This window comes from Pseudomonas sp. Z2-11 (genome assembly GCF_054161305.1).
In genome coordinates this window covers 5202501-5215172 of record NZ_CP096395.1, presented here as the reverse complement: position 1 = coordinate 5215172, position 12672 = coordinate 5202501, and the positions used below count along the sequence as shown (strand labels likewise).

The window sequence follows — 12672 nt, the reverse complement described above, 5'->3', positions numbered from 1 at the left end:
CGGTTGCTTCAGGCTTAGCGGGTGCGGTAGCGCAGGCGTGTGCCGAAATTCATCGACATCAGGATCTCATCGGCCGACAGCTCGGGCGGAAAGTAGGCACCGGAAATCTGCGCGTGGGCGAGGCTCGCGCCTTCCAGCGACGAGTTACGAAAATCGACGCCGCGCAAATCGGCGGAACGGAAATAGGCATCGGTGAAATCGACGTTGTCCGCGTTCAGTTCCCGCAGGTCAAGACCACGGAAATCGCCGCCGCGCATGTCGATCGGCCCTTGAGGCCGTTCGCTGTTGAAGCCGGCAATATCGTCGTTGCGCAACAAGGCATAAAGCGGGGTGTCGAGAAGCTTGGGGTGGCTCATTTCATATCACCTGCTGGTTTTATGACGCCAGTATAGTGCCACTATTTGACGGCCGTGAAGCCGGGCGTCGCTTCACGGCCGAAATAATTCCTACAGTCCCGGCAGGCGCTGACGGATCTGCGCGACCACAACATCCAGCGTGCCGCTTTCGTTGGTCTGAACCCGTTTGCTGCAAAGGATTTCCGCCGGGGTCAACGCTTCGCGGCCGGCCTGTTGGGCGGCGATGACGGCCAGGTTCGCGTCGGACGGGTCCTTCTGGTCCGCCTGGCGCTGGGCGAGCCGGCTTTCGATCACCGCTTGCGGCGCGTCGCAGTCGAGGATCAGGAACGGCGCGCCCGTGCCTTCGGCGATCCTGGCAGCGGCGTCACGCTGCTCACGCTTGAGGTAGGTGGCGTCGATTACCACCGGGAAACCTGCGTGCAGGATCGCGTCGGCAATTTCATGCAGGCGGGCGTAGGTGGTGCTGCTGGCGTCGCTGCTATAAATGCCAGCCTGGGGATCGTTCGATACTTGTTGCTCGCCGAACAGGCGCTTGCGCTCCACGTCCGAGCGCAGGCGAATCGCGCCCAGGGCCTCTACCAGGCGCATCGCGACGTGACTTTTGCCAACGGCGGAAACACCGTGGGTAATCGCCAGGAAGCGCGACGGGATGGTGCTGTAGCTTTCGGCCAGGTTGGCGTAGTTGCGGTACTGGCGCAGAGTCGTGGCGCGCTGCACCGGATCGGCTTCGGCGGGCATGCTGAACAGCGCGACCTTGGCGCGGACCAGGGCGCGGTAGGCCTTGTAGAAATTCAACAGCTCCAGGCCCTGGTAATCGCCCGTCAGCTCCAGGTACTGGCTGACGAACCGCCGCGCCAGTGACTTGAGGCCGCGGTCTTCAAGGTCCATCGCCAGGAACGCGGTGTCGGCGTAGACGTCGGTGAAACGGAACGGCTCGTTGAACTCGATGCAGTCGAAAATCACTACCTGGCCATCGATCACGGTGGCGTTACCCAGGTGGATGTCGCCGTGGCATTCGCGGGTGAAGCCCTCGGTCTTGCGCTGGGCCAGCAGCGGCTTGAGGCGTTCGAAGCTGCTTTCGGCCCAGGCTTGCAGGGCTTCGAGTTGCAGCAGGTCAGCCTTGTCGCTGAGGAACGGACGGATCTGTTCGAAATTCTGCCGCACCGGCGCCATGACGCTGTCCGGCGTGCCTGCCGCGTTGTCGGCGGGCACCTTGGGCGTCGAAAGATGGAACTGGGCGATCTGCGCGGCCATTTCATCAATGTGCGCGGTGGTCAGTTCGCCGTTGGCCTGGAGCGTGCTGAGCAGTTGGCTCTGGGGAAATTGGCGCATCTTCAGGGCATATTCGATGGCCGGACCATCACCGCCGAGGCTTGGCGCTTCGGCGCTGCCGGTAATCGGCAAGACTTCGAGATAGAGGTCCTGGGTCAGGCGCTGGTTCAGGCGCAGTTCTTCAGCGCAAAAATGCTTGCGCGCGTCGAGGCTGGTGAAGTCGAGGAAGCCGAAATTGACCGGCTTCTTGAATTTGTAGGCGTAGGGCCCGGTGAGCAACACCCAGGAAATATGGGTTTCGATGACCTGGAACCCTTCGACGGGATGCGGGTAAAGGGCCGGGTTTTGCAGGGCAGCGATCAGTGATTGGCTCACGGGCGATCCTTCAGAGGCGGGAAAATTCAAGGCGCTCATTATGGCGGCAAGCGAGGCTAACGCAAACCTTGGCGGACGCATGTTGAACCACGCCAAAGTGCGTATAATCCGCCGCCATGACTCGTACCCGATCCCCCCGTACCCCCAAGAAACCTCCCGCCAGCCGCCTGCGGCCCTGGCTGGGCTGGGCCCTTAAACTGAGCCTGGTTGGCCTTGTCGTGCTCGCCGGTTTTGCCGTCTACCTCGATGCCGTGGTCCAGGAGAAATTCTCCGGCAAGCGCTGGACCATTCCGGCCAAGGTCTACGCGCGGCCGCTGGAGCTGTTCGTCGGACAAAAGCTCAGCAAGGAAGATTTCCTGACCGAGCTCGATGCCTTGGGTTATCGCCGCGAAAGCGTGGCCAATGGCCCGGGTGCAGCTTCGGTCAATGGCAACACCATCGACATCAATACTCGCGGCTTCCAGTTCTATGAAGGCATGGAGCAGGCGCAGCCGGTGCGGGTGCGTTTCTCCGGTGACTATTTGGCCGCGCTGACGGGCGCCAACAATGCGAGCCTGTCGGTGGTGCGCCTCGAGCCGCTGCTGATTGGTGGGTTGTACCCGAAGAATCTCGAAGACCGGATCCTGATCAAGATCGACCAGGTGCCGCCGTTCCTGCTTGAAACGCTGATCGCGGTCGAAGACCGTGATTTCTATCATCACTTCGGCGTCTCGCCCAAGTCGATTGCCCGGGCTGTCTGGGTCAATACCTCGTCGGGACACATGCGCCAGGGCGGCAGTACCCTGACCCAGCAACTGGTCAAGAACTTCTACCTGACCAACGAACGCAGCCTGACGCGCAAGCTCACCGAAGCGATGATGGCGTTGTTGCTGGAGCTGCATTACAGCAAGCAGGAAATTCTCGAGGCCTACCTCAACGAGGTCTTTGTCGGCCAGGACGGCCAGCGAGCGGTGCACGGTTTTGGCCTGGCCAGCCAGTTCTTCTTCAGCCAGCCGCTGTCCGAGCTCAAGTTGCATCAGGTGGCGTTGCTGGTCGGCATGGTCAAGGGGCCGTCTTCCTACAACCCGCGTCGCAATCCGGAGCGCGCCCTCGAGCGGCGCAACCTGGTCTTGGACTTGTTGCAGCAACAAGGCGTGGCCACGGCCGAGCAGGTAGAAGCGGCGAAAAAGATGCCGCTGGGCGTGACCAAGCGCGGCAGCCTGGCGGACAGTTCGTTCCCGGGCTTCATGGACCTGGTCAAGCGTCAGCTGCGCGAAGACTATCGCGACGAAGACTTGACCGAAGAAGGCTTGCGCATCTTCACCAGCTTCGATCCGATCCTGCAGATGAAAGCCGAGGCCTCGGTCAATGACACCTTCAAGCGTCTGGCGGGGCGCAAGGGCTCTGACGAAGTCGAAGCGGCCATGGTCGTGACCAACCCGGAAACCGGCGAAGTCCAGGCGATGATCGGCAGCCGTCAGGCCAGCTATGCCGGTTTCAACCGGGCGCTGGATGCGGTGCGCCCGATCGGCTCGCTGATCAAGCCGGCGGTGTACCTCACCGCTCTGGAAAAACCGAGCCAGTACACGCTGACCAGTTGGCTCTCCGACGAGTCATTCTCGGTCAAGGGCGCGGACGGCCAGGTCTGGACGCCGCAAAACTATGATCGTCGTCCCCACGGTACGGTATTCCTTTATCAGGGCCTGGCGCATTCCTACAACCTGTCAACGGCTCGCCTCGGGCTGGAAGTCGGCGTGCCGAATGTGCTCAAGACCTTGGCGCGCCTGGGGGTGAACCGCGAGTTCCCGGCTTTCCCGTCGATGCTGTTGGGCGCCGGTGGCCTGACCCCGATCGAAGTGGCGGCGATGTACCAGACCCTGGCCAACGGTGGTTTCAATACGCCGATGCGTGGCATCCGCAGTGTGCTGACCGCCGACGGCGAGCCGCTCAAGCGTTATCCGTTCCAGATCCAGCAGCGTTTCGATCCGGCTTCCATTTATCTGATCCAGAGCGCCATGCAGCGGGTGATGCGTGAAGGTACCGGCAGCTCGGTCTATAACGTGCTTCCGCGGACGCTGACCCTGGCCGGCAAGACCGGCACCAGTAACGATTCGCGCGACAGTTGGTTCGCCGGCTTCAGCCAGGACTTGCTGGCGGTGGTCTGGCTGGGGCGTGACGACAACGGCAAGACGCCGTTCACCGGTGCCACCGGCGCATTGCAGGTCTGGACCAGTTTCATGCGCAAGGCCGACCCGTTGCCGCTGGACATGCCGCAACCGGACAACATCGTCCAGGCCTGGGTCGATTCACGCACCGGGCAGGGCTCCGACGCGAATTGCCCGGGCGCGGTTCAGATGCCGTATATTCGCGGCAGCGAACCGCCGCCCGGTGCGGCGTGTGGCGGCCAGAACCCAGCCGAATCGGTGATGGATTGGGTCAAGGACTGGGTGAATTAAGCAAAGAGGGTTTCAAGTGAACAAGTGGTTGATTCCAGCGGTAACCGCCGTGGCTTTGCTCAGCGGCTGCTCTACCGTACAGCGCGGTTCGATTCCGGTTGTCGACTCCGGTACCGCCGTTTCCAACAGCGAGCGGGTCTCGGCCAATGGCGGTTTCCGTCAGACGACCGTAAAGCGTCCGGTGCAGGGTACTCAGACCCAGGCGATTCCCCAGGGTGATACGGGCGTCGTGGTGATGGTGCCCGGTGGTGGCGCTGCCACGTCGGCACCCATCAGCAGCACGCCGATCACACCGGGGCCGATCACGCCGGGTCCTATCGAGACTTCGCCGATCGACCAGGGCAGCTACAGCATGCCATCGACGCCGAGCAGCATTCCGTCGGCGAGCTCCGGTGGCTTGTCCGCCGATGAGCAACTGGATGGTCCGGTGCTGGCGCTGCTGACTACGGCCCAACAGCAGCAGGCCGGTGGTGACCTCAACGGCGCGTCCTCCAGCCTCGAGCGCGCCCAGCGTGTCGCGCCGCGCGAGCCTCAGGTTCTTTATCGGCTGGCCCAGGTACGCATGGCCCAGGGCGATGCGCCGCAAGCCGAGCAACTGGCGCGCCGCGGCCTGACATTCTCCAGCGGTCGGCCGGCACTCCAGGCAAGCCTGTGGGAGCTGATTGCCCAGGCCCGCGAGAAACAAGGCGACTCCGCTGGTGCCGCACTGGCCCGTCAGAAAGCCAAGGTTTCACTCTGATGGATGTTCGTTTTCCCCAGATCGCCGATCAGTTGCTGTTGATCGAGCGCGAACTGCGCGTCCAGGGTTGGTGGAGCAGCGTTTCGCCTTCGGCCGAGGCGCTGGCGAGTGTCGAGCCGTTCGCGGTCGATACCCTGGATTTCGAGCAGTGGCTGCAATGGATCTTCCTGCCGCGAATGAAGGCGATCCTCGAAAACGACCTGCCACTGCCTAATGCTTCGGGCATTCTGGCCATGGCCGAAATGGTCTATGCCCAGCGGCCAGGGCAGGGCGCCGAGTTGCAGCGGTTGCTGGCGCAGTTCGACCAGTTGATCAGCGACGCCAGCTGACTGCCTTCACTGGCAATGTTCTTCGATCTGCTTGCGGGTCTCATCGATGCGCTGGCGCCGCTCTTCATCCGTGAGCCGGCGCATTTCGCCTTCCACGTCTTCCCTGACCCTGGGATTGTTCTGCAGTTGCGCCAGGTTGGTCCTGGCCTGCTCGCAGAATGCCTTGAGTTGGGCTTCCTGCTCGGCAACCTGCTGCTTTACCTGTTGGTCGATGGCTTTTTGATCGCCGACGACTCCTCCCGAAGCCGGCGCCGCCTGTTTGGGCGCGGGCGTTGTGGAGTTGCCTACGGTGGTCGCTTCTACGCCCTCGGGCGGTTGCGCGCCGAAGTGGGTCACACCTTGGGCGTCGACCCATTTATAGATCTGGCCGGCCATGCCCGTCGGGCTCAGGCCTAGCAGCAGGGTGGCCGTCAATAACATCGTTCGCATGCTGTTTCCTTGTCCTGGGTTGCGCAATTGAAGCTAACAGAGTAGCCGTTTAAAGGTTTTTTCTTGCGTTCTCATGTGCTTACTTCAATAAAGCACATTGACGACTTGACTTGCAGAGGGCGAAACAGAAGAATCCAAAGTCCGCTGTAGAGGGACTGCCAGAAGCAGACCCACTCGGCAGATCATGAGGCGCACATCCGCGCCGACCTGTTACACCCGCAACGCGTTACCTCGCGCTGGGTGGGAAAGGCCCGCAACACTTGGGACGATCCCAATACTTGCTCAGTCAGTGCTGACGTAGTCGGCGACCACCGTCGCTCATGCTCTGCCGAGAAGTAAACCTATTAAGACCCGTCCCCTTTTCGTGGGTCGGTATTCTGGCGTTTTAGAGGTGAACAACGTGGAGCTTTTATCTGGCGGTGAGATGCTCGTCCGCTTCTTGCGTGACGAAGGCGTCAAATATATCTACGGGTACCCCGGCGGTGCTCTTCTTCATGTCTATGATGCCCTGTTCAAAGAACCGGAAGTGACCCACATCCTGGTTCGCCACGAACAAGCGGCCACCCACATGGCGGACGGCTATGCCCGCGCCACCGGCAAGGCCGGCGTGGTTCTGGTGACATCCGGCCCTGGCGCCACGAACGCCATCACCGGTATCGCCACGGCCTACATGGACTCGATCCCGATGGTGATCATCTCTGGCCAGGTGCCCAGCACCATGGTCGGTACCGATGCGTTCCAGGAAACCGACATGATCGGTATCTCCCGGCCGATCGTGAAGCACAGCTTCATGATCAAGCACGCGTCGGAAATCCCGGAGGTCATGAAAAAAGCCTTTTACCTGGCTGAGTCTGGTCGTCCAGGCCCGGTCGTGGTCGACGTGCCGAAAGACATGACCAACCCGGCCGAGAAATTCGAATACATCTATCCGAAAAAAGCCAAGCTGCGCTCCTACAGCCCGGCCGTACGCGGTCACTCGGGACAAATCCGCAAGGCCGCCGAAATGCTGCTCGCGGCCAAGCGCCCGGTCCTGTACTCGGGTGGTGGGGTCATCCTCGGTGGTGGCTCCGCGCCGCTGACCGAATTGGCAAAGATGCTCAACCTGCCGGTTACCAATACCTTGATGGGGCTTGGCGCCTACCCGGGCACCGACCGCCAGTTCATCGGCATGCTCGGCATGCACGGCAGCTACACCGCCAACCTGGCGATGCACCATGCCGATGTCATCCTGGCCGTGGGCGCGCGTTTCGACGACCGCGTCATCAACGGCCCGGCGAAATTCTGCCCGAACGCCAAGATCATCCACATCGACATCGACCCGGCGTCCATCTCCAAGACCATCAAGGCAGACGTGCCGATTGTCGGTCCGGTCGAGAGCGTGCTGACCGAGATGGTCGCCATCCTCAAGGAAATCGGCGAGGCTCCGAACAAGGAGTCCGTGGCCGCCTGGTGGAAACAGGTCGATGAATGGCGCGGTGATCGTGGCCTGTTCCCGTACGACAAGGGCGACGGCAGCGTGATCAAGCCGCAGACCGTCATCGAGACCCTGTGCGAAGTGACCAAGGGCGATGCCTTCGTGACTTCCGACGTTGGCCAGCACCAGATGTTCGCGGCGCAATACTACCGGTTCAACAAGCCTAACCGCTGGATCAACTCCGGTGGCCTGGGCACCATGGGCTTCGGCTTCCCGGCGGCCATGGGCGTCAAGTTGAGCTTCCCGGACAACGACGTCGCCTGCGTCACCGGCGAAGGCAGTATCCAGATGAACATCCAGGAGCTGTCGACCTGCCTGCAGTACGGTTTGCCGGTGAAGATCGTCAACCTGAACAACGGTGTACTGGGCATGGTTCGCCAGTGGCAGGACATGAGCTACGGCAGCCGTCATTCGCATTCCTACATGGAGTCGCTGCCGGACTTCGTCAAGCTGGTCGAGGCCTACGGTCACGTGGGCATCCGCATCACCGACCTGAAGGACTTGAGGTCCGGGCTTGAAGAAGCCTTCGCCATGAAGGACCGCCTGGTGTTCCTCGATATCCAGGTCGATACCAGCGAGCACGTCTACCCGATGCAGATCAAAGACGGCTCCATGCGCGATATGTGGCTGAGCAAGACGGAGCGTACCTAATCATGCGACATATTATTTCCTTGCTTCTGGAAAACGAACCGGGTGCTCTGTCTCGTGTAGTGGGCCTGTTCTCGCAGCGCAACTACAACATCGAAAGCCTGACCGTGGCGCCAACCGAGGACCCGACCCTGTCGCGTCTGACGCTGACCACCGTGGGCCACGATGAAGTCATCGAGCAGATCACCAAGAACCTGAACAAGCTGATCGAGGTGGTCAAGCTGGTGGACCTGTCGGAGAGCGCTCACATCGAACGCGAGCTGATGCTGGTCAAGGTCAAGGCCACCGGCGCCCAGCGCGCCGAGATCAAACGCACTACCGATATTTATCGTGGGCAGATCGTCGATGTCAGCGCCAGCGTCTATACCGTTCAGTTGACCGGTACCAGCGACAAGCTCGACAGCTTCATCCAATCGATCGGCACTGCCTCGATCCTGGAAACCGTACGCAGTGGCGTCACCGGGATTGCCCGTGGCGACAAAGTACTGAGCATCTAACCAAATTAGCGAATGGCCGGAATGGCCGGATATAGGGGAAATTCATGAAAGTTTTCTACGATAAAGATTGCGACCTGTCGATCATCCAGGGCAAAAAAGTCGCCATCATCGGCTACGGCTCCCAAGGTCACGCGCAGGCGTGCAACCTGAAAGATTCCGGCGTTGACGTAACCGTCGGCCTGCGCAAAGGCTCGGCTACCGTCGCCAAGGCCGAGGCCCACGGCTTGAAAGTCACCGACGTGGCTTCCGCCGTTGCCGCTGCCGACCTGGTCATGATCCTGACCCCGGACGAATTCCAGTCTGCCCTGTACAAGAACGAAATCGAGCCGAACATCAAGAAAGGCGCCACCCTGGCCTTCTCCCATGGCTTCGCGATCCATTACAACCAGGTTGTGCCGCGCGCCGACCTCGACGTGATAATGATCGCGCCGAAGGCCCCGGGCCACACCGTCCGTTCCGAGTTCGTCAAGGGCGGCGGTATCCCTGACCTGATCGCGATCTACCAGGATGCGTCCGGCAATGCCAAGAACGTTGCGCTGTCCTACGCCGCCGGCGTGGGTGGCGGTCGTACCGGCATCATCGAAACCACCTTCAAGGACGAGACCGAAACCGACTTGTTCGGTGAGCAAGCCGTTCTGTGCGGCGGCACCGTCGAGCTGGTCAAAGCCGGTTTCGAAACCCTGGTTGAAGCTGGCTACGCGCCGGAAATGGCCTACTTCGAGTGCCTGCACGAACTGAAGCTGATTGTTGACCTCATGTACGAAGGCGGTATCGCCAACATGAACTACTCGATCTCCAACAACGCCGAGTACGGCGAGTACGTGACCGGGCCGGAAGTCATCAACGCCGAATCTCGCCAGGCCATGCGCAACGCCCTGAAACGTATTCAGGACGGTGAATACGCCAAGATGTTCATCAGCGAAGGTGCCACCGGCTATCCTTCGATGACCGCCAAGCGCCGTAACAACGCCGCTCACGGTATCGAAATCATCGGCGAGCAACTGCGCTCCATGATGCCGTGGATCGGTGCCAACAAGATCGTCGACAAAGCCAAGAACTGAGTCGCGACTTGATCGAAAAACGCGGCCCTGGCCGCGTTTTTTCGTTTGGGCATTGGCTTCTGGTATAAAGCTGCATCGTTTGCGGCCGAACCGTCGTCCCAGACGCCTGTCGAATTTTTTCACACCGTTGCAAGGTACTGTCCATGAGCGAACGTCCCGACGAGCCGAACCAGGCTCCTGACGCCGAAAGCCTGTTGCCCATCGATGAACACGTCGAAGAGGGCCATGACGCTGAAGGCCGTAAGGTCCGGCATCGTGGCATCTATCTGCTGCCGAACCTGTTCACCACCGCGAACCTGTTTGCCGGCTTCTATTCCATCATCAGCTCCATGAGCGCCCAGGCGGCGCTCAGTGCCGGTGATAATTCCGGGGCAAGCCGCTATTTCGCCCTGGCTGCCATTGCGATATTTGTTGCCATGGTGCTCGATGGTCTTGACGGGCGCGTGGCCCGCATGACCAATACCCAGAGCGCATTCGGCGCCGAATACGACTCACTGTCCGACATGGTCGCGTTCGGTGTTGCCCCCGCGTTACTGGCGTTCGGCTGGGCGCTGGGCGACATGGGCAAGGTCGGCTGGATGGTGGCTTTCATCTATGTGGCCGGTGCCGCGTTGCGCCTGGCACGTTTTAACACCCAGGTCGGCACTGCCGACAAACGCTACTTCATCGGTCTCGCGAGCCCTGCAGCCGCGGGCGTGGTGGCCGGCGTGGTCTGGGCATTTAGCGACTACGGCATCCAGGGCTCGAAAATGTCGTTCCTGGTGGCGTTGCTGGTTGCGGCGGCCGGGATGCTGATGGTCAGCAACATCAAATACAACAGCTTCAAGGAACTGGATCTGAAAGGTCGCGTGCCGTTTGTCGCGATCCTGGCTGTGGTTCTGGTGTTCGCCGTGGTCTTCAGCGATCCGCCGCGTGTCCTGCTGCTGGTATTTCTCGCCTATGCTGCGTCGGGTCCGGTGCAATATTTGTTGCGTCTTCGCCGACGCTAAACGTTGCCTTAATCTAATTTCCCCCATACTCCGCAGTCTATTGGTGCATCTGCCCTCCAACACTGCGGAGTCGTCATGCTGATCAAGATCCCCAAATCGTCCGACAGTCGTGAATCGGACGTCACGCCTGAATCCTTCTATCTATCCCGTCGCAAGTTACTAGGGGCATCCGTGGCTGGCCTCGCCGTGGGTAGCTTGCCGCGATGGGCCGGCGCCGCGGATGTAGCGCGTTATCCCAATGTCGAGCCAGGCAAGGCGCCGGCCTGGTTGGCTGAGAAGGTTGCAGCTACCCAATGGGGCGCGGTGACGGCTGGAAATGAGTCGATCACCCCATTCAAGGACGCCACCCACTACAACAACTTCTATGAGTTCGGAACCGATAAGGGTGATCCGGCGGCCAATGCAGGGTCGTTGAAAACCGAGCCCTGGAGCGTAGTCGTGGAGGGTGAGGTGGGTAAGCCGGGCCGCTATGGTCTGGAAGACTTCATGAAGCCTTATCAGCTGGAGGAGCGGATTTATCGATTGCGCTGTGTCGAGGCCTGGTCGATGGTCATTCCGTGGATCGGCTTTCCCATCTCCGCACTACTCAAGCAGGTCGAGCCGACTTCCAAGGCCAAGTACATTCGTTTCGAGACGCTGCAGGATCCCAAGACCATGCCGGGCCAGCGTTCAGGCTTTGCCCTGATTGACTGGCCGTATGTGGAAGGTTTGCGGTTGGATGAGGCGATGAACCCGCTGGCAATCCTCGCGGTTGGGATGTACGGGCGGGAGTTGCCGAACCAGAACGGCGCGCCGTTGCGGTTGGTGGTGCCATGGAAGTATGGCTTCAAGAGCGTGAAATCCATCGTGCGGATCAGTCTGGTCAGCGAGCAGCCCAAGACAACCTGGCAAAGCATTGCGGCTGATGAGTACGGCTTTTATGCCAACGTCAATCCCACCGTTGACCATCCGCGCTGGACCCAGGCGCGGGAGCGTCGTTTGCCGAGCGGGCTGCTCAGCCCCAACGTTCGCGATACGTTGATGTTCAACGGCTATCAGGATGAAGTGGCTTCTTTATATGCGGGGATGGACCTGAGGAAGGATTATTGATGCGTTTTCTGGCGTGGCGGATCGGCGTATTCATCGCGGCGGCGATCTGGCCAATGCTTTGGCTTTATGAGGCATTGGCGAATTTCCTGGGGCCGGACCCGGGCAAGGTCCTGGTGGATCGGTTGGGGTTGGGGACGCTGATCCTGTTGCTGGTTACCTTGTGCATGACGCCGCTGCAGAAACTGACGGGGTGGGCGGGGTGGATAGCCGTCCGGCGTCAGTTGGGTTTGTGGTGCTTCACTTATGTCGTACTGCATTTGAGCGGGTATCTGGCGTTCATCCTGGGGTTCGATTGGTCTCAGCTGGGTGTGGAGCTGGGCAAGCGGCCTTACATCATCGTCGGAGCGCTCGGTTTTCTGGGATTGCTGGCGCTGGCAGTGACGTCCAACCGCTACAGCCAGCGGCGACTGGGCGGGCGATGGAAGAAACTGCATCGCCTGGTCTATCCGATATTGGGGCTTGGGTTGCTGCATATGTTGTGGATCGTGCGGGCCGATCTGAAGGAGTGGGCGATATATGCCTTTATAGGTGCGGTACTGTTGGTGCTCAGGGTGCCTGCGGTGATGCGGCGTATCCCGCGTCTGATGGGGCGAAAGAAGTCTTCTGCAACAAAAACGTAATTAATGGTTGACGGCAAATTCTGGATGTCTATAATTCGCCCCACTTCCGGCGCAGTCGAAACGGAAAACTCCTTGAGTTTCAATGAGTTAAGTAGGTTTCGAAAGTGTGCGGCTTCAGGTCATCGAAGCGCGGAAGGAGTGGGCAGGCCGGTTTGATGGGCGCTGTCGACGGTTCGATCCTCTCGGTCGAAAGCGGCAAAAAAGAGGTGTTGACAGCAGCGACTAACGCTGTAGAATTCGCCTCCCGCTAACGAGAGATCGGAAGCGCAAGTGGTTGAAGTTGTTAAGGATTTCCAAGCGAAACTTTGAAAACTTCTTAAAATAACCGCTTGACAGATACACGGGGCGCTGTAGAATGC

General features: G+C 60.3%; 12 protein-coding genes. 9 read left to right on the top strand and 3 right to left on the bottom strand.

The annotated features are described in order from the left end of the window. Nucleotides 1-14: 14 nt before the first annotated feature. Nucleotides 15-356 carry a pentapeptide repeat-containing protein gene (locus M1E16_RS23180; protein ID WP_305498787.1) on the bottom strand — a complete coding sequence of 114 codons (342 nt, stop codon included), beginning with the start codon at nt 354-356 and terminating at the stop codon, nt 15-17. A 90-nt stretch (nt 357-446) separates the two neighbouring features. Then, nucleotides 447-2003: a bifunctional aminoglycoside phosphotransferase/ATP-binding protein gene (locus tag M1E16_RS23175; RefSeq protein WP_458128472.1), complete on the bottom strand. Its 1557-nt coding sequence runs from the start codon at nt 2001-2003 to the stop codon at nt 447-449. A gap of 116 nt (nt 2004-2119) precedes the next feature. On the opposite strand from M1E16_RS23175, the gene mrcB reads away from it, so the two are divergent. From mrcB to M1E16_RS23160, 3 genes are read left to right on the top strand one after another with little or no spacing between them, the layout of a single operon-like run. Next, entirely contained in the window at nt 2120-4438 is a 2319-nt protein-coding gene (gene mrcB / locus M1E16_RS23170) for a penicillin-binding protein 1B (RefSeq protein WP_458128471.1), read from the top strand. Between the two features lie 16 nt (nt 4439-4454). Then, nucleotides 4455-5177 (top strand): tetratricopeptide repeat protein, encoded by a 723-nt coding sequence (locus M1E16_RS23165; RefSeq protein ID WP_434655653.1) that lies wholly within the window; start codon nt 4455-4457, stop codon nt 5175-5177. Beyond that, nucleotides 5177-5506 (top strand): YqcC family protein, encoded by a 330-nt coding sequence (locus M1E16_RS23160; RefSeq protein ID WP_434655655.1) that lies wholly within the window; start codon nt 5177-5179, stop codon nt 5504-5506. Before M1E16_RS23165 ends, M1E16_RS23160 begins: the two co-directional genes overlap by 1 nt. A 6-nt stretch (nt 5507-5512) precedes the next feature. On the opposite strand, the gene M1E16_RS23155 is transcribed toward M1E16_RS23160, so the two are convergent. Beyond that, nucleotides 5513-5935, bottom strand: coding sequence for a DUF4124 domain-containing protein (locus tag M1E16_RS23155; RefSeq protein WP_458128470.1), 423 nt, complete (start codon nt 5933-5935; stop codon nt 5513-5515). Between the two features lie 400 nt (nt 5936-6335). Between M1E16_RS23155 and M1E16_RS23150 the strand changes: the two genes are divergently transcribed. From M1E16_RS23150 to msrQ, 6 genes are all read left to right on the top strand, one after another. Further along, nucleotides 6336-8060, top strand: coding sequence for an acetolactate synthase 3 large subunit (locus tag M1E16_RS23150; RefSeq protein WP_458128469.1), 1725 nt, complete (start codon nt 6336-6338; stop codon nt 8058-8060). Between the two features lie 2 nt (nt 8061-8062). Beyond that, a complete protein-coding gene (ilvN, locus tag M1E16_RS23145) occupies nt 8063-8554 on the top strand; it encodes an acetolactate synthase small subunit (RefSeq protein ID WP_003176102.1) in 492 nt (163 codons plus the stop codon). Nucleotides 8555-8598: 44 nt separating this feature from the next. Then, nucleotides 8599-9615, top strand: a complete 1017-nt coding sequence (ilvC, locus tag M1E16_RS23140) for a ketol-acid reductoisomerase (RefSeq protein WP_003185459.1) — start codon at nt 8599-8601, stop codon at nt 9613-9615. 143 nt (nt 9616-9758) lie between these two features. Then, on the top strand, nt 9759-10604 hold the full coding sequence (pssA, locus tag M1E16_RS23135) for a CDP-diacylglycerol--serine O-phosphatidyltransferase (protein WP_434628281.1): 846 nt from the start codon (nt 9759-9761) through the stop codon (nt 10602-10604). Nucleotides 10605-10679: 75 nt separating this feature from the next. Continuing rightward, nucleotides 10680-11693 carry a protein-methionine-sulfoxide reductase catalytic subunit MsrP gene (msrP, locus tag M1E16_RS23130; RefSeq protein WP_305498797.1) on the top strand — a complete coding sequence of 338 codons (1014 nt, stop codon included), beginning with the start codon at nt 10680-10682 and terminating at the stop codon, nt 11691-11693. Continuing rightward, nucleotides 11693-12313: a protein-methionine-sulfoxide reductase heme-binding subunit MsrQ gene (msrQ, locus tag M1E16_RS23125; protein ID WP_458128468.1), complete on the top strand. Its 621-nt coding sequence runs from the start codon at nt 11693-11695 to the stop codon at nt 12311-12313. Before msrP ends, msrQ begins: the two co-directional genes overlap by 1 nt. Nucleotides 12314-12672: the final 359 nt, after the last annotated feature.

Coding starts and splice junctions, on each gene's coding strand:
- msrP (WP_305498797.1), top strand. CDS start 10,680: ATGCTGATCAAGATCCCCAAATCGTCCGACAGTCGTGAATCGGACGTC.
- msrQ (WP_458128468.1), top strand. CDS start 11,693: ATGCGTTTTCTGGCGTGGCGGATCGGCGTATTCATCGCGGCGGCGATC.
- pssA (WP_434628281.1), top strand. CDS start 9,759: ATGAGCGAACGTCCCGACGAGCCGAACCAGGCTCCTGACGCCGAAAGC.
- mrcB (WP_458128471.1), top strand. CDS start 2,120: ATGACTCGTACCCGATCCCCCCGTACCCCCAAGAAACCTCCCGCCAGC.
- M1E16_RS23160 (WP_434655655.1), top strand. CDS start 5,177: ATGGATGTTCGTTTTCCCCAGATCGCCGATCAGTTGCTGTTGATCGAG.
- M1E16_RS23155 (WP_458128470.1), bottom strand. CDS start 5,935: ATGCGAACGATGTTATTGACGGCCACCCTGCTGCTAGGCCTGAGCCCG.
- M1E16_RS23180 (WP_305498787.1), bottom strand. CDS start 356: ATGAGCCACCCCAAGCTTCTCGACACCCCGCTTTATGCCTTGTTGCGC.
- ilvC (WP_003185459.1), top strand. CDS start 8,599: ATGAAAGTTTTCTACGATAAAGATTGCGACCTGTCGATCATCCAGGGC.
- ilvN (WP_003176102.1), top strand. CDS start 8,063: ATGCGACATATTATTTCCTTGCTTCTGGAAAACGAACCGGGTGCTCTG.